The organism is Nioella sp. MMSF_3534, assembly GCF_030732985.1.
Taxonomy (GTDB): domain Bacteria; phylum Pseudomonadota; class Alphaproteobacteria; order Rhodobacterales; family Rhodobacteraceae; genus Nioella.
In genome coordinates, this window is record NZ_JASHJX010000019.1 from 16,986 (window position 1) to 40,238 (window position 23,253).

General features: G+C 63.4%; 23 protein-coding genes. 12 read left to right on the forward strand and 11 right to left on the reverse strand.

The window, feature by feature from the left end:
- Window positions 1-13 precede the first annotated feature (13 nt).
- The 3 genes from RBB16_RS09750 (at window position 14) to RBB16_RS09760 (ending at window position 4,138) form a co-directional block, all read left to right on the forward strand.
- Entirely contained in the window at window positions 14-493 is a 480-nt protein-coding gene (locus tag RBB16_RS09750) for an RNA pyrophosphohydrolase (protein ID WP_306045983.1), read from the forward strand.
- Window positions 494-541: 48 nt separating this feature from the next.
- Window positions 542-1,039 carry a hypothetical protein gene (locus RBB16_RS09755; RefSeq protein WP_306045984.1) on the forward strand — a complete coding sequence of 166 codons (498 nt, stop codon included), beginning with the start codon at window positions 542-544 and terminating at the stop codon, window positions 1,037-1,039.
- Between the two features lie 129 nt (window positions 1,040-1,168).
- Window positions 1,169-4,138 carry an error-prone DNA polymerase gene (locus RBB16_RS09760; protein ID WP_306046031.1) on the forward strand — a complete coding sequence of 990 codons (2,970 nt, stop codon included), beginning with the start codon at window positions 1,169-1,171 and terminating at the stop codon, window positions 4,136-4,138.
- Between the two features lie 287 nt (window positions 4,139-4,425).
- Here RBB16_RS09760 and pip read toward each other — a convergent pair whose 3' ends face one another.
- Window positions 4,426-5,415, reverse strand: a complete 990-nt coding sequence (gene pip / locus RBB16_RS09765) for a prolyl aminopeptidase (protein WP_306045985.1) — start codon at window positions 5,413-5,415, stop codon at window positions 4,426-4,428.
- Between the two features lie 72 nt (window positions 5,416-5,487).
- Here pip and ubiG point away from each other — a divergent pair, with 72 nt between their 5' ends.
- Entirely contained in the window at window positions 5,488-6,231 is a 744-nt protein-coding gene (gene ubiG, locus RBB16_RS09770; RefSeq protein ID WP_306046032.1) for a bifunctional 2-polyprenyl-6-hydroxyphenol methylase/3-demethylubiquinol 3-O-methyltransferase UbiG, read from the forward strand.
- Between the two features lie 224 nt (window positions 6,232-6,455).
- Window positions 6,456-7,274, forward strand: a complete 819-nt coding sequence (locus RBB16_RS09775; protein WP_306045986.1) for a DUF2189 domain-containing protein — start codon at window positions 6,456-6,458, stop codon at window positions 7,272-7,274.
- A 39-nt stretch (window positions 7,275-7,313) separates the two neighbouring features.
- Here the strand turns inward: RBB16_RS09775 and RBB16_RS09780 are convergent, their stop codons facing one another.
- Genes RBB16_RS09780 through RBB16_RS09795 form a run of 4 tightly spaced genes read right to left on the reverse strand, consistent with a single transcriptional unit; the run spans window position 7,314 to window position 9,612 of the window.
- On the reverse strand, window positions 7,314-7,763 hold the full coding sequence (locus RBB16_RS09780) for a MarR family winged helix-turn-helix transcriptional regulator (protein ID WP_071691122.1): 450 nt from the start codon (window positions 7,761-7,763) through the stop codon (window positions 7,314-7,316).
- Window positions 7,760-8,593 (reverse strand): carbon-nitrogen hydrolase family protein, encoded by an 834-nt coding sequence (locus RBB16_RS09785; protein ID WP_306045987.1) that lies wholly within the window; start codon window positions 8,591-8,593, stop codon window positions 7,760-7,762. Before RBB16_RS09785 ends, RBB16_RS09780 begins: the two co-directional genes overlap by 4 nt.
- A complete protein-coding gene (gene grxC, locus RBB16_RS09790; RefSeq protein ID WP_306045988.1) occupies window positions 8,594-8,851 on the reverse strand; it encodes a glutaredoxin 3 in 258 nt (85 codons plus the stop codon).
- A 38-nt stretch (window positions 8,852-8,889) separates the two neighbouring features.
- Window positions 8,890-9,612: a ComF family protein gene (locus tag RBB16_RS09795; RefSeq protein WP_306045989.1), complete on the reverse strand. Its 723-nt coding sequence runs from the start codon at window positions 9,610-9,612 to the stop codon at window positions 8,890-8,892.
- A 24-nt stretch (window positions 9,613-9,636) separates the two neighbouring features.
- Between RBB16_RS09795 and RBB16_RS09800 the strand changes: the two genes are divergently transcribed.
- Window positions 9,637-10,509, forward strand: coding sequence for a methyltransferase domain-containing protein (locus tag RBB16_RS09800; protein WP_306045990.1), 873 nt, complete (start codon window positions 9,637-9,639; stop codon window positions 10,507-10,509).
- Window positions 10,506-11,546 (forward strand): ferrochelatase, encoded by a 1,041-nt coding sequence (gene hemH / locus RBB16_RS09805; protein ID WP_306045991.1) that lies wholly within the window; start codon window positions 10,506-10,508, stop codon window positions 11,544-11,546. The genes RBB16_RS09800 and hemH overlap by 4 nt, the downstream gene beginning before the upstream one ends.
- Here hemH and RBB16_RS09810 read toward each other — a convergent pair.
- From RBB16_RS09810 to RBB16_RS09825, 4 genes are all read right to left on the reverse strand, one after another.
- Window positions 11,543-11,674: a hypothetical protein gene (locus tag RBB16_RS09810; protein ID WP_281249838.1), complete on the reverse strand. Its 132-nt coding sequence runs from the start codon at window positions 11,672-11,674 to the stop codon at window positions 11,543-11,545. The two genes, hemH and RBB16_RS09810, sit on opposite strands and share 4 nt — an antisense overlap.
- A 106-nt stretch (window positions 11,675-11,780) precedes the next feature.
- Window positions 11,781-12,179 (reverse strand): (deoxy)nucleoside triphosphate pyrophosphohydrolase, encoded by a 399-nt coding sequence (locus tag RBB16_RS09815; RefSeq protein WP_127561925.1) that lies wholly within the window; start codon window positions 12,177-12,179, stop codon window positions 11,781-11,783.
- On the reverse strand, window positions 12,176-13,564 hold the full coding sequence (gene argJ / locus RBB16_RS09820; protein ID WP_306045992.1) for a bifunctional glutamate N-acetyltransferase/amino-acid acetyltransferase ArgJ: 1,389 nt from the start codon (window positions 13,562-13,564) through the stop codon (window positions 12,176-12,178). The genes RBB16_RS09815 and argJ overlap by 4 nt, the downstream gene beginning before the upstream one ends.
- Before the next feature lie 19 nt (window positions 13,565-13,583).
- Window positions 13,584-14,417: a peptidylprolyl isomerase gene (locus RBB16_RS09825; RefSeq protein WP_306045993.1), complete on the reverse strand. Its 834-nt coding sequence runs from the start codon at window positions 14,415-14,417 to the stop codon at window positions 13,584-13,586.
- 216 nt (window positions 14,418-14,633) lie between these two features.
- Here RBB16_RS09825 and secA point away from each other — a divergent pair, with 216 nt between their 5' ends.
- From secA to RBB16_RS09845, 4 genes are all read left to right on the forward strand, one after another.
- On the forward strand, window positions 14,634-17,351 hold the full coding sequence (gene secA, locus RBB16_RS09830) for a preprotein translocase subunit SecA (RefSeq protein WP_306046033.1): 2,718 nt from the start codon (window positions 14,634-14,636) through the stop codon (window positions 17,349-17,351).
- A gap of 24 nt (window positions 17,352-17,375) precedes the next feature.
- Window positions 17,376-18,194 (forward strand): hypothetical protein, encoded by an 819-nt coding sequence (locus tag RBB16_RS09835; RefSeq protein WP_306045994.1) that lies wholly within the window; start codon window positions 17,376-17,378, stop codon window positions 18,192-18,194.
- Between the two features lie 81 nt (window positions 18,195-18,275).
- Window positions 18,276-19,304, forward strand: coding sequence for a hypothetical protein (locus tag RBB16_RS09840; RefSeq protein WP_306045995.1), 1,029 nt, complete (start codon window positions 18,276-18,278; stop codon window positions 19,302-19,304).
- 48 nt (window positions 19,305-19,352) lie between these two features.
- Window positions 19,353-20,888, forward strand: a complete 1,536-nt coding sequence (locus RBB16_RS09845) for a phosphate ABC transporter substrate-binding/OmpA family protein (protein WP_306045996.1) — start codon at window positions 19,353-19,355, stop codon at window positions 20,886-20,888.
- Between the two features lie 3 nt (window positions 20,889-20,891).
- Here the strand turns inward: RBB16_RS09845 and RBB16_RS09850 are convergent, their stop codons facing one another.
- Window positions 20,892-21,782 carry an AraC family transcriptional regulator N-terminal domain-containing protein gene (locus tag RBB16_RS09850; protein WP_371931233.1) on the reverse strand — a complete coding sequence of 297 codons (891 nt, stop codon included), beginning with the start codon at window positions 21,780-21,782 and terminating at the stop codon, window positions 20,892-20,894.
- 128 nt (window positions 21,783-21,910) lie between these two features.
- On the opposite strand from RBB16_RS09850, the gene RBB16_RS09855 reads away from it, so the two are divergent.
- Complete coding sequence (locus RBB16_RS09855) at window positions 21,911-22,834, forward strand: aldo/keto reductase (RefSeq protein WP_306045998.1); 924 nt, start codon at window positions 21,911-21,913, stop codon at window positions 22,832-22,834.
- Window positions 22,835-22,894: 60 nt separating this feature from the next.
- Here the strand turns inward: RBB16_RS09855 and RBB16_RS09860 are convergent, their stop codons facing one another.
- On the reverse strand, window positions 22,895-23,182 hold the full coding sequence (locus RBB16_RS09860) for a YggT family protein (protein WP_071691109.1): 288 nt from the start codon (window positions 23,180-23,182) through the stop codon (window positions 22,895-22,897).
- Between the last annotated feature and the right edge of the window lie 71 nt (window positions 23,183-23,253).

Consider the following 23,253-nt stretch of genomic DNA (forward strand, 5'->3'; position numbering starts at 1 on the left):
GGGCGTTGGCCTGATGACGCCCGAGGATCTGGCCAAGCTGCCCTACCGGCCCTGCGTCGGTGTGGTTCTGATCAACCGCGCCGGGCAGGTCTTTGCCGGGCAACGCGCCGATATGGACGTGCCCGCCTGGCAGATGCCTCAAGGGGGCGTCGACAAGGGTGAGGAGCCCGAGGCCGCCGCCCGGCGCGAGCTGCTGGAAGAAACCGGCGTTTCGCCTGATCATGTGACGCTGGTCGCGCAGACCGCCGACTGGTTGCCCTATGATTTCCCCTCCGAGATCGCCGGGAAGAGATGGGGCGGCAAGTTTCGCGGGCAGAAACAGATGTGGTTCCTGATGCGGCTGGAGGCGCCCGATGCGGTGATCAACCTCACCTATAAGGATGTCGAGTTTTCCGAGTGGCGCTGGATGGACCCGGCGGCGCTGCTGGAGACCATCGTGGAATTCAAGCGCCCGATCTATCAGGCAGTCCTGTCGGAGTTCGGGCTGGTGTGAACACTGCGACACCTGTGCTATCCTGGCCACCCGTTGCCGGAGGCTTTCATGTTCCACCGCCTGTTTCTGCCCCTTGCCATCCTCGCCGCAACAACCGGCCCCGCGCTGCCCCTGTCCTGCGCCTATCTCGACGCCGCCGCGATGTACCAACAGGCCGCCGAGGCCAGCGCGCGCTATGTAATCGTGCGCGGCGCTTTCCTGCGCAACGGGCCGGATGTGCCCTTGCCGCCCGATACCGACGACCCGGACACACCGCCGCCCTACACCGTCGAAATGCTGTTTTATGGCGATCTTGGCAGCCGCGTCGGCTTTCGCACACCGGTAGAGCTGGAGGTGACGGTACGGGTGAATTGCGTGCTCAGCTGGTGTGGTGCTCCGCCCGAAGAAGGGCGCGAGATGCTGGCCTTCCTGCGCGTGGACGAGGACCGTCAATATCACCTCGGCATCGGCCCCTGTCCGGGTTGGGTGATCTATGACCCGTCGCAGCAAGACCTCGACCAGATCACCACCTGCATGCGGGGCGAGACCTGTGAGGCCGGGCGGTAGGAAGGCCTTTCGAAAGGCCTTTGCCGCGGGCCGGTGACGTTGCCCTGAACCTCGCATGGGCCGACAAAGGGAAGGGCTGTCAGTCGGGACTCCAAAAGAGAACAAAAGGTGAATATACTGTGCCGCGCCATGGGATTCGCGGAACTCTCCATCACCTCCAACTTCACCTTCCTGACCGGCGGCTCGCACCCGGAGGATTACGCGCGCCGCGCGGCGTTGCTGGGGCTGGAAGCCATTGCGATTGCCGATGAGAACTCGGTTGCCGGGATCGTTCGTGCATGGTCAGAACTGAAAGAGATCAAGCGCCAGATCGTCGAACGGCAAGCGGCGGACAAAGACCCGATCGGCCCGCCGAAACCTGCGCATCTGCCCGATCCGCCCCGCGCGCCGATCTTCCATCCGCCGCGCCTGCTGCCCGCCACACGGCTGGTCCTGCGAGAGGGGCTGACGCTCACCGCCCTGCCCCGCGACCGGCGTGGGTGGGCGAACCTGTGCCGGATGCTCTCGGCGGGCCGGTTGCGGACCCAGAAAGGCTCCTGCGATCTGGGCCTTCCCGACCTTTGGCAATTCGCCGACGGGTTGGAGCTGCTCCTCCACGGCCCGCCAGATGTCCTGACCCATCCGCGCGGCGCGGGCGACTGGTATGCTCAGGCGAAACAGATCACGCGCCGCCTTGGCCCCGCCTGTCACCTGCTGATGGCCCCTGCCTATGACGGGCATGACCGGCTGCGCTTCCAAAGGCTCACCCGGCTGGCGGGGCAACTGGGTATCCCCACCATGGCCTCCGCCGTGCCGATCATGCATCACGGGGCCCGGCGCAGGCTGACCGACGTTCTGACTTGTATTCGCCTCGGCATCCGGGTGGAGGATCTGGGCACGAAAGCGCAGGCCAATGCCGAGCAGCGCTTGCGGGGCGAGTCTGAGATCCGCCGCATCTTTGCAGGCTTCGAGGATGCCGTGGACCGGACCCTCGGTATCGCCGCGCGCTGTACCTTCGATATCGGCTCGCTGCGCTATGAATACCCCTCCGAGATCAGCGGCGGCGAAACCGCGTCGCAAAGGCTGGAACGGCTGGCGCGCGCGGGGCTGCAATGGCGCTACCCGTCCGGCGCGCCGGACCGGGCCGTGAAGATGCTGGAGCATGAGCTGCGGCTGATCGCCAAGCTTGGCTATGAACCCTATTTCCTCACTGTCCACGACATCGTCGCCTTCGCCCGGTCGCGCGGCATCCTCTGCCAGGGGCGCGGGTCGGCGGCCAATTCCATCACCTGTTATTGCCTCGGCGTGACCTCGGTCAGCCCGGAGGTCGGCACCATGGTGTTCGAACGCTTCGTCAGCGAGGCGCGCGACGAGCCCCCCGATATCGACGTGGATTTCGAACATGAACGGCGCGAGGAGGTGATCCAGCATATCTACGAACGCTACGGCCGCCACCGCGCTGGGCTCTGCGCGACGGTGATCCACTACCGGGGCAAGCGCGCGGTGCGCGAGGTGGGCCGCGCCATGGGGCTTAGCGAAGACATCCTCGGGGCGCTTTCCTCGCAAATCTGGGGCTGGGGCAGCAGCCGCGACATGGCCGATACCCGGATCCGCGAACTGGGGCTCGACCCGACCGAACCGCGCCTGCGCCAGACCATGGCCTTGGTCCGCGAAATTCAGGGCTTTCCCCGGCACCTCAGCCAGCATGTTGGCGGCTTCGTCGTGACCGAGGGGCGGCTGGATGAACTGGTGCCCATTGAGAACGCCACGATGGAGGATCGCACCGTCATCTGCTGGGACAAGGACGATATCGACGCTTTGGGTATCCTCAAGGTCGATGTGCTGGCGCTTGGCATGCTGACCTGCATCCGCAAGGCCTTTGACCTGATCGAGCGTCACCATCAAACCGACTATACCCTCGCCACCCTGCCGCCCGAGGATCCGGCGGTTTATGACATGCTGTGCAAGGCGGACAGCCTCGGCGTCTTCCAGGTGGAAAGCCGCGCGCAGATGAATTTCCTGCCCCGGATGCGGCCGCGCTGTTTCTATGACCTCGTCATTCAGGTCGCCATCATCCGCCCCGGCCCCATTCAGGGTGACATGGTGCACCCGTTCATCCGCCGCCGGAACGGCGAGGAAAAGGTCAGCTTCCCCTCGGACGAGTTGGGCGCGGTTCTGGGCAAGACGCTTGGCGTGCCCTTGTTCCAGGAACAGGCGATGCAGATCGCCATCATCGGCGCGGGCTTCACCCCCGATCAGGCGGACCGGCTGCGGCGGTCGCTGGCCACGTTCAAGAAACATGGCAATGTCAGCGATTTCCGCACGCTTTTCATGAAGGGCATGCGCGAGCGCGGCTATGACGAGGATTTCGCCGCGCGCTGCTTTTCCCAGATCGAGGGCTTCGGCAGTTACGGCTTTCCCGAAAGCCATGCCGCCAGTTTTGCGCTGCTGGTCTATGCCTCCAGCTGGATCAAGCACCATCACCCCGGCATCTTCGCCTGTGCGCTGCTGAACTCGCAGCCCATGGGGTTCTATGCCCCCGCCCAGATCGTCCGGGATGCCCGCGAACACGGGGTCGAGGTGCGGCCCGTCGATATCAACGAAAGCTATTGGGACAACGTGATGGAACCTGACGGGCGGGGCGGTCTGGCGCTCAGGCTCGGGTTCCGGCAGATCCGGTCGATGCGGGAAGAAGACGCGCGCTGGCTGGCCGCCGCGCGGGGCAATGGCTACCGCGCGGTCGAGGATGTGTGGCGCCGCGCCGGTCTGCCCGCCCGCGCGCTGGCGGTGCTGGCCGAGGCCGACGCCTTCGCCGGGATCGGGCTTTCGCGGCGAGAGGCGCTGTGGGCTGCCAAGGCGCTGCTGCCCGCAGAACCCCTGCCGCTTTTCACCGGCGACATGGACGGCGAGGCCATCGAGGAACCGGAGGTGCACCTGCCCGAGATGACGGAAGGCGAACAGGTGGTGGAGGATTACGTGTCCATGCGCCTGACCCTGCGGTCGCACCCCGTGGCGCTGATCCGGCATTTGATCAGCCCGGGGCTAGGCCCGCTGCGCGATCCGGCGGCGCATGGCACTCAAAGGTTTGGCAGCGCTTCGCAGGCGGCCCATGCCGAGTGACGGGAACGGGGGCCAACGGGGGATGACCACGCAGTACCACTATCCCTAGGCCGAGCCACTGGCGCACCGTAGACGTGCCGCTGAAGGGGCGGACATTCACCCCGCCCCAAGCGCCAGACGCTGTTCTGTCTTGGCGGCGCGGGTCACGGCCAGCGACGGCGAAGCACGGGAAATCTGCAAGGGCGATGTCTGGCGGATGGAGGATACCCACGGCAAGGGGCACCACACCGTCGTGATTAGCGAGGACGCGTTCGAGGCAGCCCTGGTGCAGTTCGACTGATCAGACCCTACAGCCCGTATTTCCCACGGTTCTGCCCGACCTGTTTCATCACCCGCACCAACTCAAAACTGATGCCGGGTTCCGAAAGCGCATGCCCCGCCGCGCGGACCATGTGCAGCCGGCCTGACCGCCAGCCCTGGGCCAAGTCATGCGCCGACCGGGGCGGGCAGATCATGTCATAGCGGCCCTGCACGATGACGCCGGGGATATGGGCAATCTTCGGCAGGTCGCGCAGGATCTGGCCGTCTTCCTGAAGGAAGCCCTTGTTGACGAAATAGTGGTTTTCCAAACGGGCAAAGGCGCGGGCGTAATCCGCCGGGGCCTCGCCGGGGTTGCCGTCACTTTCAACCGAGGCCAGCGCATTTTCCCAGGCCGACCAGGCACGGGCATGGCGGGTTTCGACCATCAGGTCGCCGGAAAAGAGCCGCCGGTTATAGGCCGCGATCATGTCGCCGCGCTCGTCTTCCGGGATCAGCGACGAAAACCGCGCCCATTGTTCCGGCCAGAACTGCCCCGCACCGCCGCCATAGAACCAGTCCAGCTCTCGCTGCGTCGACAGGAAGACACCGCGCAGGGCGAGGAACGCCGCCCGGTCGGGGTGCGTTTCCGCATAGACCAGAGCCAAGGTCGCGCCCCAACTGCCGCCGAAGACGGCCCATCTGTCGATGCCGAGTGTTGCCCGGATCCGCTCGATATCCGCCACCAGATGCCAGGTCGTATTGTCCTTGGTGGACGCATGAGGCCGCGACCGGCCGCACCCGCGCTGATCGAACAGGATGACCCGGAACGCCTCCGGGTCGAAATAGCGCCGCATCGCCGGGCTGCACCCGCCCCCCGGCCCGCCATGCAGCACCACGACCGGCGCGCCATCGGGATTGCCGCATTGTTCCACATAGATCTGATGCCCGTCGCCCACATCCAGCATCCGCTGATCGAACGGGTCAATCGGCGGGTAGAGATAGGCGCCTGCGCGCTTTTGGCCGGAGAATTTGTCCATGTTTCCCCTATATAGACCGATGGGGTGGGTCTGCTATGCCTGCCACGATGCCAAGATCGGAAAGGGATGTCCATGAACAGCGCGGCCAATACCGTCGATGACGCCGAAATCGCCAAGTTCGAGGCCATGGCTGCGGAATGGTGGGACCCTAAGGGTAAGTTCGCGCCGCTGCATATGATGAACCCGATCCGGCTGGACTATATCACCGCGCAGATTGCCGCCGAGTTTGGCCGTGACCTGCGCGATGAAAAGCCGTTCTACGGGCTGCGCCTGCTGGATATCGGCTGCGGCGGCGGGCTGTTGTCGGAACCCATGGCGCGGCTTGGGGCGACCGTGGTGGGGGCGGATGCGGCGGAGCGGAATATCCCTGTCGCGCGCGTTCATGCCGAACAATCGGGGCTGGAGATCGACTATCGCCACACGACCGCCGAGGCGCTGGCAGAGGCGGATGAACAGTTCGACGTGGTCCTGAATATGGAAGTGGTCGAACATGTCGCCGACCCGCAGGCCTACCTGACCGCCTGCCGGCAGCTGCTGAAACCGGGCGGGCTGATGATCTGTTCGACGATCAACCGGAACCCGAAAAGCTTTGCCCTCGCCATTGTCGGAGCGGAATACGTGATGCGCTGGCTGCCCAAGGGCACGCATGAATGGCACAAGTTCATCACGCCGGAGGAGCTGTTTGCCCTGATCGAAACGGCGGGCCTCGACCCGGTGGACCGCAAGGGCTTCGTCTTCAATCCCATCAGCTGGCGCTGGTCGATCTCGGACCGCGATCTGAGCGTGAACTACGTGACGGCGAGCGTAAAGCGGTAGGCCCAAGATAGCTGACAGGCTGTTCCCATTCAGTGCCTGAGGACGTATCCGGAGGGACGCCATCGATGAAGCAGTCTAAGCAGCGGCGAAGCAAACAGCGGGCATGCTTCTTGCCCCATTGCCTAACCTGATGCAGACTTTCTACCAAAGGAGGGATGTCTCCACCATCACTGGATCCGTTGGCATGAGCTCATCCCGGCCCCTTGCTTTGGGAGGAGTGTGCTATGACATCCGAGACCACAGAGGCCCCGTCGAAGAACGATCAGACACCACACCAGCGGGCAACCCTCACCATCAATAGGGTGACGGCAGAGGACATCCGGGCATCGCTCAAGGCTGGCTTTGCCGACTTTCTGGCGCGCCCGGTCATGAGCGGCTTTTTCGGCCTGTTCTACGCCCTGTTCGGTATTCTCTTCATCTGGGCGCTCGTCTGGCTCGGCAAGATCTGGATGGTCATTCCCGCCGCTGTCGGCTTTCCACTGGTCGCCCCTTTCGCCGCCGCTGGGCTTTATGAAATGTCCCGCCGGATACAGATGGGGGAAAGCTTCGGCTGGTCCGACATCCTGACTGTCATGGCCAATCAGCGGAAACGAGAACTGGGCTGGATGGCCTTTACCACCCTGTTCATCTTCTGGGTGTGGGTCTACCAGATCCGGCTGTGGCTCGCGATCATCCTGCAGGATGCGTCCTTCTCGGATGTCGACGGGTTTCTGAGCATCGTGTTCTTCACGCCAGAGGGCTGGACCTTCCTTGCCATCGGCACTGTCGTCGGTGCGGGTCTGTCGGCGGTCCTGTTTTCCGTGACCGTCATTGCCATGCCCATGCTGCTGGACCGTGAGTTGGATTTCGTAACCGCCATGCTCACCTCCATCCGCGTAGTGGTTGAGAACAAGGGCGTCATGCTCAGCTGGGCCGCGATCATCGCGGTCACCATAGTGCTGTCGCTGGTTCCCGCGTTCCTGGGCCTGATCTTTACCCTGCCGATCCTTGGCCACACCACATGGCATCTCTATCGGCGGGCAGTTTCACCGACAAAGGGGTGATCATTGATCAGCATCGACCTCACCCCGGTAACCCGCGGATCAATCCTTCTGCGCCACTTCCAGTTCGATCCGCATCTCTCGGATCACCGGCAGGGCGGCCCGCACGCGGTCGGCGCCGACTTCCTGCACGGTGCGGCTGAGGATGGGGGCGATGGTTTGCAGGGCGGCGTCACGGGCGGCGCGGCCTGAGGGGCTGATCGCCACGAATTTGCGGCGGGCGTCGTCCCAGTCGGGGCGGATATGCACGTGGCCCGCGATCTCCAGCCGGTTGAGCGTGTTGGTCATCGCCCCCCGCGTGACGTGGAAGAGCCGCGCCAGTTGCGCCGGGCTGCGTTCCTCGTTCGACCGCGCCAGGTGGTTCAGAACGGAAAAATGGCTCAGCTCCATCCCCTTGGGCAGCGCCTTGCTCAGCAGGGACCGCGCCAGTTGGTCGGCCATGAACAGCTCGGAAAAGAGCGCAATGGCAAGGGGATCGTCGTTAGAGCTCATGTCACCAAGGTATAGGGCCGGTCATGTCGGATCGAGGGCACGCGCCCCCGTGCCTTGTCCACCTCTTTGACGTCCACGTCAATGATGTGCAGCCCCGGTTCGGTGCCCGCGTCCAGCAGAACCTCACCCCATGGGGCCACCACAAGGCTGTGGCCATGGGTTTGGCGGGGCTTGCCGGTGCTCACCTTGTGATCACCCGTCTGCGCGGGCGCGATGACGAAACAACCCGTCTCGATGGCCCGCGCGCGCAGCAGCGTTTCCCAATGCGCCTTGCCGGTGACGGGGGAAAACGCGGCAGGCACCGTCAGCACCTGCGCGCCTGCCTTGGCGAGATCGCGAAAGAGATAGGCGAAGCGCATGTCGTAGCAGATCGACAGGCCAAACCGCGCCCAAGGGGTGTCTGCCACAACAGCGCGGTTGCCGGGGCGGTAGCCATCGGATTCGCGGAAGGTCTCCGTCTCTGTCACGTTCACGTCGAACATGTGGATCTTGTCGTACCACGCGGCGATATCACCCTGGTCGGAAATCAGGAAGGACCGGTTTGCAAAGCGCCCGTCGGGATCGCCCGATTGCAGCCCGAGCGAGCCGAGCAGCACCCAGAGGCCTGCCTCTTGAGCCGCTTGACGAACGGCGGCAAGCGTCGGGTCCGTGTCCTGCGGATGCAGCACCGCGGCCTGGTGGGCGCGGCTCTGGGACACGCAATTGGTGACTTCCGGCGTCAGCAGGATGTCGGCCCCGGCGGCCTTGGCCTCTGCCAGCGCCGCCAGAACCGTTTCGGCATTCTCCCCCGGATTGTCCGAGGAACACATCTGCAAAATCGCGGCGCGCATTCAGCCCTGCAGCAGTTTGTCCAGCTTTCCCGCACGGTCCAGCGCGGCCATGTCATCGTAGCCGCCCACATGGGTCTGGCCCACAAAAATCTGCGGTACGGTGTGGCGGCCATTGGCGCGGGCCAGCATTTCCTGCCGCTTCTCCGGCGCGCGGGCCACGTCATATTCGGCAAACTCGATGCCCTTGTCCGACAGCAAGCGCTTGGCCGCATGACAGAAGCCACAAAACGGCGAGGTGTAGATTTCAACAGTCTGCATAGGTCTGGTCCCGAAAATCGTCCTGTTCGGTCCCCTAGTTAGGCATCCTTGGCCACGCGCGCCAGTGCCATCACGCGAACGTTCTCTGCGCCTGCGTCATGGCAGGCTTGCGCGGCGGCGGCGAAGGTGGCGCCAGAGGTCATCACGTCGTCGACCAGCAGGATATCGCGGCCCACCAGAATATGGCCCCTCTTGGGGTGCGGATGGATGGAATCGCGCAGGTTCTCGAAACGCTCCTCCCGGCCCTTGCCGTCCTGGCTGGCGGTCTTGCGGATGCGTTTCAACGCGTCGGGGGCGAAGAACGCCTGAGTCTCATTGGCCAGCGCCTGCGCCAGCAATGCCGACTGGTTCACCTTTCGACGGAAGAGCCGCCACCAGTGCAGGGGGATGGGCACGATCACGGTATTGTCGGTCATCAGCGGCCCCGCCTTGGCCGCCATCCATTTGCCTGCGGCCCGGGCAATCGCGGGCTGGTCGCCGTGTTTCAGGCGCAGAACCATCTTTCGCCCGTTGCCGGAATATGTGAAGACAGCGCGCCCCTTGTCCCAGGGTCGTGCGATGGTCAGGCAATCGTCGCAGCGCAGGCCCGGTTCGGGGTCCGATCCGGGCAGGGGTGTGCCGCACTGGTCGCAGGAAGGACCGTTGATGAAGGGCGTATCGCTCCAACAGTTTGCGCAAAGACCGAACTCGGTCTCGACCGGCGCACCGCAACAAACGCAATCGGGCGGAAACACCGCATTCACAGCCGTTTGCAATTTCATCCCGGCCCCCTAGGTTGCTGCGACATGACCGCCAAGACTGACATGACCCGGCCCAAGCTGATTGATCAAGAGGCCTTGTCCCGCCACCGCGCCCGCGCGCGGCTGGATCGGGCGGGTTTTCTGCATGACGAGGCGCGGTTCGAGCTTCAGGAAAGACTGCTCGACGTTAACAGGACGTTTACGGCGCCTGCAATTGTGACCCCTTTTCCGGACCTGTGGGCCGATTTCCTGCCCGGCGCGGTGGTCGTGCCTGATTCCGATGTGTTGGCGCTGGACCCCGGCGCGCATGATCTCGTGCTTCACGTAATGGGCCTGCATTGGGCCGAAGATCCTGTCGGGCAGCTTGTGCAGTGCCGCCGCGCGCTGCGGCCCGACGGGCTACTGATGGTTGCGATGCTGGGGGGCGAGACCCTGAACGAGCTGCGCGCCGCGCTGGCGCAGGCCGAAAGCGAGGTCATGGGTGGCCTCAGCCCCCGCGTGGCCCCGATGGGCGAGATTCGCGATCTTGGCGGGCTGCTTGGCCGCGCGGGCCTGTCGCTGCCCGTCGCCGACCGCCTGCCGCAGCGGGTCACCTATCAGACGCTGTTCCACCTGATGCGCGATCTGCGCGATATGGGCGAGACGAATGCTCTGGCCGCGCGCCACAAGGCCACCCCGCCCCGCGCGCTCTTCGCCCGCGCCGCGCAAATCTACGCGGAGAGCTTCCCCGCCGAGGATGGCCGCATCGCCGCGACATTTGAACTGGTGTTCCTGACGGGCTGGCGCCCGCACGAGAGCCAGCAGAAACCGCTTCGCCCCGGATCGGCCGCCGCGCGGCTGGCCGAGGCTCTGGACACAACCGAATTCGATGAAACCGCCCGGCCCGTGCCGGTTCTGAACACAAGAGGCCAGGAATGACCCAAGCTCTGCCGCACGCCCCCGCCGACCATCCCCCGGTGAAATTCGGGAAGATCGGTGTCCTGCTCGCCAATCTGGGCACGCCCGACGACTACAGCTACTGGCCCATGCGCCGCTATCTGAACGAGTTCCTGTCGGACAAGCGCGTCATCGACTACCCCGCCTGGAAATGGCAGCCGATCCTTCAGGCGATCATCCTGACCAAGCGGCCCTTCAGTTCCGGCGCGGCCTATAAGTCGATCTGGAACCACGACAAGGGCGAAAGCCCCTTGATGACCATCACCAAGGATCAGACCGCCAAGATGGTCGCCGAGATGCAGGCGCGGCACGGCGACAGGGTGATGGTCGATTTCTGTATGCGCTACGGCAATCCATCGACCAAGTCCAAGGTCCGCGCGATGGTCGAGGCGGGCTGCGACAAGATCCTCTTCGTGCCGCTTTACCCGCAATATGCCGGCGCGACCTCTGCCACTGCGAATGACCAGTTCTTCCGTGCATTGATGGAGGAAGCCTGGCAGCCATCGGTCCGGACCCTGCCAGCCTATTTTGACCACCCGTCTTACGTGGAGGCGCTGGCCGGCTCGGTGGAGAAGGCCTATGCGGCGATGGAAGAGAAACCGGACATCCTGGTCGCCTCCTATCACGGGATGCCCGAACGCTATCTCATGCAGGGCGACCCCTATCATTGCCAGTGCCAGAAGACGACGCGCCTGCTGCGCGAACGGCTTGGTTGGGACAAAAGCCAGATCGTTACCACCTTCCAGTCGAAATTCGGGCCGGAGGAATGGCTGAAGCCTTACACGGTGGAAGAAGTCGCGCGGCTGGCAGAGGCTGGTAAGAAGCGGATCGCTGTCATTGCGCCTGCCTTCTCAGCCGATTGCATCGAGACGCTGGAAGAGATCAACGAAGAGATCAAGGAAAGCTTTGAAGAGGCGGGCGGGGAAGAGTTTACCTATATCCCGTGCCTCAACGACGAGGCGGCTCACATCTCTGCCCTCGCGGACGTGATCGACGTCAACCTGTCTGGTTGGATCTAGGCGGCAACAACCGGGCGGCCAGCGAATTCGGTCTGACCGACCCGCACCACAACATGCCCGTTGGCAAGCGCCTTCACGAATGTGCCCTGCACGGAAACGCAGGACCCGATGACGATGGTCTTGATCATGGCTTCTCCCCAGAGCCGAGTGAAGGGATCACGTTAAGTGATTCTGGTAGAAAGTCACTAGGTTTGCGGCCATCCCAATGGATAGGTTTGTGGGGGAAATGGCTACTTACAGCCAATCGCGCAGGATCGGGATCAGGGGAATGTCTGCTGGAGGCATCGGGTAGTCGCGCAGTTGGTTCGCTCGAACCCAAGCCAATTGCTGGCCTTCCTGCGCCGTCACGATGCCCTGCCATTTGCGGCAGGCAAAGAGCGGCATCAGCAGGTGGAAGTCGTCATATGTGTGACTGGCGAATGTCAGCGGGGCGAGGCAGCTTTCCCAGGTATCGATGCCCAGTTCCTCGTGCAGTTCACGGATCAGCGCCGCCTCTGGTGTTTCACCCGGTTCGACCTTGCCGCCCGGAAACTCCCACAAACCCGCCATCGACTTGCCCTCGGGGCGCTGTGCCAACAGCACGCGCCCGTCAGGGTCGATCAGCGCAACGGCGGAGACCAGAACGGTTTTCACGATCGGTAATCCGCGTTGATGGTGATGTATTGATGGGTCAGGTCGCAGGTCCAGACCGTCGCCTCGCCGGTCCCGAGCCCCATATCCACGGCAACGACCAGTTCTTCCTGCTTCATGTAGGCCGCGCCCGCCTCTTCCGTATAGCTTTCCGCGACCCAGCCTTTCTCGGCCACGAGGATATCGCCAAAACGGATGTTCAGTAGATCCCGATCCGCAGCCGCGCCCGATTTGCCCACGGCCATGACGATGCGTCCCCAGTTGGGGTCTTCGCCAGCGATGGCGGTCTTGACCAGTGGCGAATTGGCAATCGCGCGGGCCACCTTGTCGGCATCGCGGGCAGATTTCGCCCCGGTTACGCGCACTTCGACCAGTTTCGTCGCGCCTTCACCATCGCGCACGATCTGCAAGGCAAGGTCCTGTAGAACCTCGGTCAGCCCCGCGGCAAAGGCCCGCCCCGCCTCGGTCCGGGCGGAGGTGATCGGGCTATTGCCAGCCATGCCGGTGGCAGCCACCAGAACAGTGTCCGAGGTCGAGGTGTCGCTGTCAACCGTCACCGCGTTGAAGCTGACATTCGTGCCGGATTTCAGCATCGCCTGAAGCGCAGGTTGCGTCACTGCGGCATCGGTAAAGACATAACCCAGCATCGTCGCCATATCCGGCGCGATCATGCCCGATCCCTTGGCAAAGCCCGCGATCGTCACGGTCTGGCCGTCCAGTTCCACCTGACGCACTGCGCCCTTGGGGAAAGTGTCGGTCGTCATGATGGCGCGGGCGGCGTCTTCCCAGTTGCCCTCGGCCAGCCCGTCGCGCAGGTCGGTCAGGGCATGGGTGATCTTTTCGGGTGGCAACGGTTGGCCGATCACGCCGGTGGAGGATGAAAACACATGCCCCTTGGGCAGGTTCATCAGCTGTGCCAGCGATCCGGTCACCTCGTCCACGGTCTGCTGCCCGGCATGGCCGGTGAAGGCGTTGGAATTGCCCGCGTTGACGATGAAGGCAAAGCCCTTGGCCGCGCCGGGTTTCAGCGCCGCAAGCTTGGCCTCGCAATCCAGCACCGGCGCGGACCGGGTGGACGACTTGGTAAATACGCCCGCAATCGTACTGCCCGGCGCAAGTTCCGCCAGCATCACATCCTTGCGGCCCTTGTATTTCACGCCAGCGGCAACAGCCGACAGGCGCAGGCCCTCGATGGGCGGGATGGACGGAAACCCGTCCTTCGGCGCCAGCGGGGAAACCGCGGGCACCGGTGTTGTCGCGGGTGGGCTGGCCTCTGCGCCGTCACGCTCTTGCTTGAGCTTCTTGCGCAGTTTGTTCAGCTTGCGTTTCAGCTCGGCCACCTCTCCGGTTGCCTTGCCGTGTTTCGCCTTCTTGTCTTTCTTGGCCATGCCCGCCCCTTGTGGCAAATCAGTTGTCCAGCAGATCGAGATTGCGGATCAGAGCCGGGTCAATGTCAAGCTCCGGACGGTCGATTTCGGCCGCTGCGGTCAGGGATTCGATATGCGCATCGACGCGGGCCTGGCGCAGACCTTCTTCCAGCTGTTCCCGCACTTCTTCCAGCGCCGGGGCGGCCTGGTCGCGGCTGTCATTCAGGATGACGACGTGCCAGCCGAAGCGGGTTTCAACGGGGGGCGAAACCTCACCCACTTCCAGCGCGAAAACGGCCTCTTCGAAGGACGGCACCATCATGCCTGCGGTGAACCAGCCAAGCTGACCGCCATTGGGGCCGGAGGGACCGGTGGAATGTTCGCGCGCCAGTTCCGCGAAATCTGCGCCGCCTTCCAGTTCCTCGACCAGCGCCTGTGCCTCTTCCTGGGTTTCCACTAGGATGTGCGAGGCGTTATATTCGGTGACGGCCTCCATTTCGCCGAACTCGGCGTCGTAGGCGGCCTGCAATTCTTCTGCCGGAATCTCGGCCAGGGCGATCTCGTCCAGCGTCAGGGCTGCGACATAGGCGCGTTCTTCGTTCTCCAGCCCAAGGCGCATAGCGGCGGACAGGTCGTCCCGCGCGGCGGTGGCCACGATTTCCTGCTGCACCAGCTGTTCCAGAATGCCGGTCAGCAATACGTCATCGGGCAGCGCCTGATACTGCTCGGGCAGTTGCGAATGCGCCACGATGATATGGCCAAGCGTGATGTCCTGTCCGTTGATCGTTGCAAGCACCGTGTCTGCATCCTGCGCCATGGCGGGTGTGATCATAAGCGCGGACAGGGCCGCACCGGCAAGAATTCGTTTCGTCATTGAAGATATTCCCATGTTGGATGGCCGCGAAGGACTCCCGGCCGCGTTGACACATTTCCGACAGCCCCTTATGTCCAACTCTGGTTTGGCATTGGGGCCCGGCCTGACTTGGGGGTCGTTTTAGACGCCCGCAAGGTGCCGGACAACCCGATGCCCAAAGGTTTGGCAGATTGCAGCCGCAACACGCGGCGTGACGGCGCGGAAGGCGATAAACATATGCTCGGTCTCGGAACACTCGCGAAGAAGGTCTTCGGCACGCCCAATGATCGCAAGGTCAAAACCACGCGACCCACTGTCGAAAAGATCAACGCGCTGGAGCCCGAGTTCGAGAAGCTCACCGATACGCAGATCGTTGAAAAGACCGCCGAACTGCGGAACCGGGCCCAGAATGGCGAAAGCCTGGACGACCTGCTGCCCGAAGCCTTCGCAAACTGCCGCGAAGCCGCCCGCCGCGCCCTTGGCCTGCGGGCTTTCGACGTGCAGCTTATGGGCGGAATCTTCCTGCATCAGGGCAACATTTCCGAGATGAAAACGGGTGAGGGCAAGACGCTCGTCGCCACCTTCCCCGCCTATCTGAACGCGCTGACCGGCAAGGGCGTGCACATCGTTACCGTCAACGACTACCTCGCCAAGCGGGACGCCGAGTGGATGAGCAAGGTCTACACCGCGCTTGGCATGACCACCGGCGTTGTCTACCCGCGCCAGCCCGATGCCGAGAAGCGCGAGGCCTACAAGGCCGATATCACCTACGCGACCAATAATGAGCTTGGGTTTGACTACCTGCGCGACAACATGCGCGCCAACCTGTCGGACATGGCGCAGCGCGGTCACAACTTCGCGATCGTGGACGAGGTGGACTCGATCCTGATCGACGAGGCGCGGACCCCGCTGATCATCTCGGGCCCGTCCGATGACCGCTCTGACCTCTACACCAAGATGAACGAGGTGATGCCGTTCATTCAGGACGAGCATTACACGCACGACGAAAAGACCCGTCAGGTGACCTATACCGACGAAGGCAACGATTTTCTGGAAGAAAAACTTCTGGAGGTCGGCATCCTGCCCGAGGGGCAGAGCCTTTATGACCCGGAATCCACGACCATCGTGCACCACGCCACCAACGCGCTGCGCGCCCACAAGACCTTTACCAAGGACAAGGAATATATCGTCCGTGGCGGTGAGGTCGTGCTGATTGACGAATTTACCGGCCGGATGATGGCCGGCCGCCGCCTGTCCGATGGTCTGCATCAGGCAATCGAGGCCAAGGAAGGCGTCAGCATCCAGCCCGAAAACGTGACGCTGGCCAGCGTGACCTTCCAGAACTACTTCCGCCTTTATGACAAGCTTGGCGGCATGACCGGCACCGCCGCGACCGAGGCCGAGGAATTCATGTCGATCTACGGGCTTGGCGTGGTCGAGGTGCCCACCAACCGTCCGATCGCCCGGATCGACGAGGATGACAAGGTCTACCGCACGGGCCGCGAGAAATACGAGGCCATCGTCGAGGAAATCCGCGCCGCCCATGAAAAGGGCCAGCCGGTTCTGGTCGGCACCACGTCCATCGAGAAATCGGAAATGCTGGGCCAGATGCTGACCCAGGCCAAGCTGCCCCACAACATCCTGAACGCACGCCAGCACGAACAGGAGGCTCAGATCGTTGCCGATGCGGGTAAACTGGGGGCAGTGACCATCGCCACCAACATGGCCGGTCGCGGCACCGACATCAAACTGGGCGGCAATGTCGAGTTCAAGATCATGGAGGCCATCGCCGCTGATCCCGAAGGCCACCCGGATGAAATCCGCGCGCGCATCGAAGAGGCTCATGAAGCCGATGAACAGGCCGTGAAGGACGCGGGCGGGCTGTTTGTTCTGGCCACCGAGCGCCACGAAAGCCGCCGCATCGACAACCAGCTGCGCGGCCGGTCCGGCCGTCAGGGCGACCCGGGTCGGTCCAGCTTTTTCCTGTCGCTGGAAGACGACCTGATGCGTATTTTCGGGTCCGAACGGCTGGACAAGATGCTGTCCACGCTTGGTCTGCAAGAGGGCGAAGCAATCGTTCACCCCTGGGTCAACAAGTCTCTGGAACGCGCGCAGGCCAAGGTTGAAGGCCGCAACTTCGACATCCGCAAGCAGCTGCTCAAGTTCGACGACGTGATGAACGACCAGCGAAAGGCCATTTTCGGCCAGCGGCTGGAGATCATGGCCGCCGAGGATATCAACGAAATCACCCGCGACATGCGCCATCAGGTGATTGACGATATCATCGAAACCTACATGCCGCCGCGGTCCTATGCCGATCAGTGGGACACGGACGGGCTGCACGAGGCCATCAAGAAGGCCATGGCGCTGGATTTGCCGGTACAGGCATGGGGCGATGAAGAAGGCGTTGATGATGACGTGATGCGCGAACGCATTGCGCAGGCCTCGGACGAGCAAATGGCGAAGAAGGCCGTGGATTTCGGCCCGGAAAACATGCGTCAGATCGAGAAGCAGCTTCTGTTGCAGACCATCGACACCAAATGGCGCGAGCATCTGCTGACGTTGGAACATCTGCGCTCGGTCGTCGGTTTCCGGGGCTACGCGCAGCGCGATCCGCTGAACGAATACAAGACCGAGGGCTTCCAGCTGTTCGAGATGATGCTGGACGGCCTGCGCGCCGACGTGACCGAGAAGCTGAGCCGAATTCAGCCGCTGACCCCGGAACAGCAGCAGGAAATCATGCGCCAGATGCAGGAACGTCAGGCCGCGAGCCAGGCTGCCGCTCTGGACGCTGCCGACGCTGCCTCTGCCGCCGCAGCCGGGCCGGACCCGGATTCCAACGCCGCGCCCGGTTTCGACGAAAACAATCCCGATACGTGGGGCAATCCCGGCCGCAACGATGCCTGCCCTTGTGGGTCTGGCAAGAAGTTCAAGCACTGCCACGGTCGTCTGTGACCGGGACAAGACAGGCAGGCTGACATGGCGGAGCTGTTCGAGCGGACCCGTGGCAGCCTGACATTTCTGTCGGTCCATCCGGTTCTGGACCAGATGGCGCGCGATATCCTGAACGGGCTGCCTCAGGCGGCCTGCGACGGGCCGCCCACCACCGTCTATTGCGGCGTGCATCAGGAGTTCGGCGATGCATGGTCCCGCCCCGGGTTCCGAATCGCGATTCAGACCGAGCAGCTTTTCGAGGCCGGCGGGGCCGCACTCTGGCCATCCCGCAAACGGTCCAACCTGCAACGCATCCTCAAGGCCGTGCGGCAGTCGCATCGGGTTTTGGACCTGTCGGCCTATAATACCGCCTTCTATGACGCGGAACTTGGGCTGCCGAAGAACCGCCGCAAGCTGAGCTTTGGCCCTCATATCTTTCCCGCCACCCCTCACCCCTACACGCCGCCCACGCGAGACGAGATCCTGTTCTTCGGCTGGACCGGTGGCAAACGGCGCAAGGGCGTGTTGCAAGGCATCGACCGGTTCAAGGTGACGCTCGTCGAGGATGGCACCTTCTTCGACGATCTGGATCAGATGATCCGTGCCCATAGCGCCGTTCTCAATATCCATTTCGAGGACGGCATCTATACCGAAGCGCCCCGCCTTCTCAGCGCCTATGTCTGTGGGACGCCGGTAATCTCGGAACCGCTCGATCCGGGGTTCGAGGCCGGGCTGCATTACCATCTGCTCGGCTCTGACGCGCCTTTCGATCCGCAGGCGGTGTTTGACGCGTTCTCTGCGCTCGTCACAAGCCGGTTCAGCTTTGCCGCCTATCTGGACAGCCTGGGCGACCGCAGCGCCTGATTCCCCCGCATTTCCCCCGCATCTCCGCAATATCGCCCCAATTGAGCGGGATTGTTTCCGGGTAGTGAGCCGGAGACCGTCATGAATATCTCGCCCCGTATTATTGCCATTGCGACCATCGGATTGGGTGCGCTGACCTTTGGCGCGCTGATGACCGAGGCGCGTTCCTCCAACATCCGCCCGCTGAACGTGGAAACCATGCGAGAGCTGATCCAGGGCCAGGCAAGCGCAGAGCCCGAGGTAACGGTTCTGACATCCGCCAGCACCGGATCAAACGGGGCCAATACCCCGATTGAGACCCCGGCCCCGGCCCTTGCCCTGCCGGTGGAGGCACCGGAAGCGCCTGTCTTGCCACAGCCCCAACGGCTCGCTCAGGCATCGGAAGCCACCACCACCATGACCGATCAGGCGCTCAGCCCCTTCGGCCTTCCCTGCGGCCTGACCGTCAGCACCTCGGCCAGCGAAGGCGCCGTCGTGGCTCTCGATATCATGGACCCCTGCCAGCCCCATTCGCGGGTGATTATCGAGCATTCCGGTCTGAACCTGACGGGCCGGACCGATGTGATGGGCCTGTTGACCATGGATGTGCCGGTCTTTGAAAACCCGGCCTTCTTCACCGTCCGCATGCCCGATGGTGCCAGCGACTCCTCGCTCGCCATCGTGCCGGATCTCGACAGCTACTACCGTGTCGGCCTGCAGTGGAACGAAGATCGCGCGCTGGAACTGCACGCGATGGAATTCGGCGCAACCTATGGCGATCCCGGTCATATCTGGCTGGATCACGCCGGCAGCGTCGACCGCGCCGTAGCCGGTGAAGGCGGGTTCGTCATGCAGGTGGGAAGCGCCGATGTCGAAAACCCGATGCTGGCGCAGATCTATTCCTTCCCGCGCGACACGCTGGATGGAAACGGCAATGTCCGCCTGTCCATCGAGGCCCCGGTGACCGAGGCAAATTGCGGGCAGGATACGCTGGCCCGCACTCTGGAACTGGAAGAAGACGGGCGCGTTGCCGTCATCGAGCTGACCTTCACCCTGCCCGACTGTGACGCTGTGGGTGACTATCTGGTGTTGCAAAATCTGCTGCATGACCTGAGAGTCGCATCAAACTGATCTTCACCGGCACCACGCTTCATGATTGTTCAAGTCAGGGCGGCCGTTTTGGCCGCTCTTACCGTTTTGATGACGACCTGCTTCGCCTCCGCCCAGGATGTGGAGCTTCGCTCGCTCGACGGATCGGTGGAATTGTCCGGCACGATCATAGGGTTCGACGGCGAATACTACCGGATCGACTCGATCTTCGGGCCGTTAACCGTCAATGCACAGGGCGTCACCTGTCGCGGCCCCGGCTGCCCGGATTTGCAGAACTACGTGGCCGAGGTGCGGTTCATGGGGGCACCGGTGATTGCCGAACAGCTGTTCCCGGCGCTGATCGAACGCTTCGCCGCTGCCCGTGACATGACCGTCCGGCGGCAGATCCTTGCGGAAAACCGCTCGCTCTTCGCCCTGATGCGCGGGGAGGATGAGGTGCTCGCCGCCCGGTTCTACGTGACCTCGACCACCACCGATGCGGGACTTCAGGCGCTGCTGGACCGCGACACCGATGTCGCCTTGGCGCTGCGGGAACCCGATGAGGCCGAGGAAGACGCCGCAGAAGCCGCCGATCAGGGCGATCTGTCCATGGTCGCCCGCAGCCGCGTTTTGGCACTGGATGCATTGGTGCCGCTGGTCGCGGCCAGCAACCCCGTCGATGCCCTGTCGCTGGAGGATCTGGCCCGCATCTTCGCAGGCGAAATCGGCAATTGGCAGCAGATCGGCGGCCCGGACGCCCCGATTGCGCTGCACCTGATGGATCCCGAAAGCGGCCATGCGCAGGACGTCGCGGCGCGGGTCATGTCGCCTTTCGGGCTGAACGCCAGTGACCGCGCTGAACGGCATAGCGACGCCACCGACCTTGCCGACGCCGTGGCCCGCGACCCCTATGCCATCGGCATCGGGCGCTTTTCCCGCACCGGCAATGCCCGTATGCTGCCCCTGCGCGGCGCCTGTGGCTTCGTTCAGCACGCCACGGCAAGCAGCCTGAAATCCGAAGACTATCCGCTGACCGCGCCTTTGCTGATGTACCTTCCGGTTCGGCGCATGCCGCAACTGGTGCGCGATTTCATGCGGTTCTTCGAAAGTGCCGAGGCCGACCGGGTGATCCGCCGCCTTGGCTTCGTCAATCAGGGGATCACCCTGCAACCGCTGGCCACACAGGGGGAACGGCTGGCCAATGCCGTGATCGCAGCCGGGGAAGAGATTGCGCTGGAGGATCTGCAAGAGCTTGTCACCGCCATGTCCGGGGCGGAACGGCTGTCAACAACGCTGCGGTTCGAGGAAGGCACGACCGAGCTTGACCCACAGTCCCTGTCAGCAGTGTCGCGGCTGGCGCGGGCGATTGAAGGGGGGGCCTTTGATGGGCGCGAACTGGTGTTCGTAGGTTTCTCCGACGGGCAGGGCAGTGCCGGGGCCAATCTGCGCCTGTCACGCGGGCGGGCCGAAGCGGTGCGCCTGGCCGTCATCGCCGCTGCGGAAGAGGGCGACCTGAACCGCGTCACCTTGCGAGTCGCGGGGTTCGGCGAAGCGCTGCCCATGGCCTGCGACGACAGCGAGGGAGGGCGCGCGGTGAACCGGCGTGTCGAGGTCTGGCTGCGCTGATCGCTATTCCGCGGCGGATAGCGGTTGTTTCAGCACCTGCTGCGGGGGCCGTCCAAACCGGCGCGAAAATTCACGGCTGAACTGCGCAGGGCTTTCATAGCCCACGGCATAGCCGATCTGCGTGACCGATTGCGTGCCCTCTTCCAACAGGCGGAGCGCCTCTGACAGGCGCACATCCTTCTGGAACTGCAACGGTGTGGTTCCCGTCAGCGCCTTGAAATGCTGATGGAAGGCCGATTGTCCCATCCCGGCCTCTCGTGCCAGGTCGGGCAGGCGCTGGGGTTGCGCATAATTGCGCCGGATCAGGGACGCGACGCGCGCGATCCGGCTTTCCTGACTGGTGGGCGACAGCAGCCGACGCAGCATCCCCCCGGCGGGCGACATGAGCAGACGGTAGTGCAGTTCGGTCAACAGCAAGGGGGTCAGGACCGTGTCATCGGCAGACCCCGGTTCCAGTGCAAGCAGCCGTTCAAGCGTATGCAACAGGGCCTTGTCGGCAACGGCAGAGCGCATGACCCCGGTTCCGGCGGAATCCGGCGATGGACGATCCGGCAGGCTGTCCGCAAGCGACCGGATCCGCGCCAGGTCAATGGGCATGATCAGTGCCAGATACGGCGCTCGTATGATCCGGGCCGTTACCGGCGTATCATGGGATACGACCAGCATGTCCCCTTCCGCAAGATGTACGGTGCCCTTGTGGCTTGTCGTTTCTTTCGATCCTTGAAGGATCAGGCAAATGACGGGGTTGTAGACACTGGCCTCAATGAGCCGTGGTTGCGACTCTTTCACGGGGAAAACGCCCTCCGGAAGCGCCCGTTGATCGGTACTTTTCAGTTTCTGAATAAGGGAATCAAGCCCTGTCTCTCGCATTGTTCGGCCTCCTCGCCCCATCATGGCAGACTATGCAGGGCCTTGGTACAAATTCTGCAACATTCGCAGGATTTGACAAATTGTTCGGATTATCAGGCAAGCTCGGTTTTCAACGCGCCCATATGGTCACCTCAACAAAGAGGAGACCTGATATGACACCCCTCCCGTCACGCTTTGCACTTGGTGACATCCACATACCCGCCGTCGGCTTTGGCACATACCTGATTGCCGACGATGACGCGGCGGGCGTGGTGCCCGATGCGATTTCTGTCGGCTACCGCCATATCGACACGGCAGCCGGCTATCACAACGAGACCGGAGTCGGGGCCGGAATTGCCGACGGGATCGCCCGCGCAGGTCTGTCCCGCGACGACCTGTTCGTGACAACCAAACTCTGGCCCGGGAATGCCGCGTGGGGAGATCCGCCGAAGGGGTATGACGAAACGCGCGCGGCCTTCGAGGCCAGCCGAACGGCGCTCGGTCTGGATGTGATCGACCTCTACCTGATCCATGCGCCCTCTGGTGCGGACAAGCGGGTGGAACAATGGCAGGCGCTGTGCGACCTGAAGGCCGAGGGGGTGGTGCGGGCCATCGGTGTCAGCAACTATACCGAGGCACATATCGAAGAAATCCGCGCCGCTGGTCTGCCACTGCCAGAGGCGAACCAGATCGAACTGCACCCATGGTCGCAGAAGCCCGATCTTGTAGCCTTCCTGAGGGCCGAGAACATCCTACCGATCGCCTATAGCTCTCTGGTTCCGCTGTCGACCTGGCGGGCAGAGCCGGGGCAGAACTCTGCCAAGACGGAAGAGATGAAGGCCGACAGCCAAAGCGCAGAGTCGCCCTTCAAGACGATGGCTGCCCGCTACGGCGTCTCCGAAGCGCAACTGCTGCTGCGATGGGGCGTGCAAAGCGGGTATCCCGTTCTGCCAAAAAGCACGAATGTGGATCGCATGAGGCAGAACCTCGATCTGTTCAGCTTCGAGATTTCGCGGCAGGACATGGACCTGATGGCCGCGATGGACCGGGGCGACGGGGTGGCCTGGGCAACGGGCGATCCGCGCGAGATGGGGTAGGCGCGGGGCGTTTGCCCCCGCTGTTCTTCAGCCGGGCCATTCAGGTCCGGCAGAAAGACCTCAGATGAAATAGACCGCGTTGTTGCGGATCAGGATTTCTGCGGCGAAGAGGCCAAGGATCACGATCAGCGGCGCAAGGTCCAGCCCGCCCATGTCGGGCAGGCGGCGGCGGATCGGGCCGTAGATTGGCTCCAACAACTGGTTCAAGCCGCGCCAGATCTGCGCCACCAGCGGCTGGTGCATGTTCAGGACACCGAAATTGATCAGCCAGCTCATGATTATATGGGCGATGATGATGAACTTGGCGACGCTGATCAGCATCAAGAGGATCTGAATGATCGACAGCATGGCGGGCGCTTTCCTTTGCTCGAAACCAGCCCACAGGTAAGGGGGAGGGTCCGCATTGGCAAGGGCGTGAC

Excerpts from the sequence above, each read along its gene's own strand:
- RBB16_RS09750 (WP_306045983.1), top strand. The coding sequence starts at position 14 with ATGACGCCCGAGGATCTGGCCAAGCTGCCCTACCGGCCCTGCGTCGGT.
- RBB16_RS09755 (WP_306045984.1), top strand. The coding sequence starts at position 542 with ATGTTCCACCGCCTGTTTCTGCCCCTTGCCATCCTCGCCGCAACAACC.
- RBB16_RS09760 (WP_306046031.1), top strand. The coding sequence starts at position 1,169 with ATGGGATTCGCGGAACTCTCCATCACCTCCAACTTCACCTTCCTGACC.
- pip (WP_306045985.1), bottom strand. The coding sequence starts at position 5,415 with ATGGACAAATTCTCCGGCCAAAAGCGCGCAGGCGCCTATCTCTACCCG.
- ubiG (WP_306046032.1), top strand. The coding sequence starts at position 5,488 with ATGAACAGCGCGGCCAATACCGTCGATGACGCCGAAATCGCCAAGTTC.
- RBB16_RS09775 (WP_306045986.1), top strand. The coding sequence starts at position 6,456 with ATGACATCCGAGACCACAGAGGCCCCGTCGAAGAACGATCAGACACCA.
- RBB16_RS09780 (WP_071691122.1), bottom strand. The coding sequence starts at position 7,763 with ATGAGCTCTAACGACGATCCCCTTGCCATTGCGCTCTTTTCCGAGCTG.
- RBB16_RS09785 (WP_306045987.1), bottom strand. The coding sequence starts at position 8,593 with ATGCGCGCCGCGATTTTGCAGATGTGTTCCTCGGACAATCCGGGGGAG.
- grxC (WP_306045988.1), bottom strand. The coding sequence starts at position 8,851 with ATGCAGACTGTTGAAATCTACACCTCGCCGTTTTGTGGCTTCTGTCAT.
- RBB16_RS09795 (WP_306045989.1), bottom strand. The coding sequence starts at position 9,612 with ATGAAATTGCAAACGGCTGTGAATGCGGTGTTTCCGCCCGATTGCGTT.
- RBB16_RS09800 (WP_306045990.1), top strand. The coding sequence starts at position 9,637 with ATGACCGCCAAGACTGACATGACCCGGCCCAAGCTGATTGATCAAGAG.
- hemH (WP_306045991.1), top strand. The coding sequence starts at position 10,506 with ATGACCCAAGCTCTGCCGCACGCCCCCGCCGACCATCCCCCGGTGAAA.
- RBB16_RS09810 (WP_281249838.1), bottom strand. The coding sequence starts at position 11,674 with ATGATCAAGACCATCGTCATCGGGTCCTGCGTTTCCGTGCAGGGCACA.
- argJ (WP_306045992.1), bottom strand. The coding sequence starts at position 13,564 with ATGGCCAAGAAAGACAAGAAGGCGAAACACGGCAAGGCAACCGGAGAG.
- RBB16_RS09825 (WP_306045993.1), bottom strand. The coding sequence starts at position 14,417 with ATGACGAAACGAATTCTTGCCGGTGCGGCCCTGTCCGCGCTTATGATC.
- secA (WP_306046033.1), top strand. The coding sequence starts at position 14,634 with ATGCTCGGTCTCGGAACACTCGCGAAGAAGGTCTTCGGCACGCCCAAT.
- RBB16_RS09835 (WP_306045994.1), top strand. The coding sequence starts at position 17,376 with ATGGCGGAGCTGTTCGAGCGGACCCGTGGCAGCCTGACATTTCTGTCG.
- RBB16_RS09840 (WP_306045995.1), top strand. The coding sequence starts at position 18,276 with ATGAATATCTCGCCCCGTATTATTGCCATTGCGACCATCGGATTGGGT.
- RBB16_RS09850 (WP_371931233.1), bottom strand. The coding sequence starts at position 21,782 with ATGATGGGGCGAGGAGGCCGAACAATGCGAGAGACAGGGCTTGATTCC.
- RBB16_RS09855 (WP_306045998.1), top strand. The coding sequence starts at position 21,911 with ATGACACCCCTCCCGTCACGCTTTGCACTTGGTGACATCCACATACCC.
- RBB16_RS09860 (WP_071691109.1), bottom strand. The coding sequence starts at position 23,182 with ATGCTGTCGATCATTCAGATCCTCTTGATGCTGATCAGCGTCGCCAAG.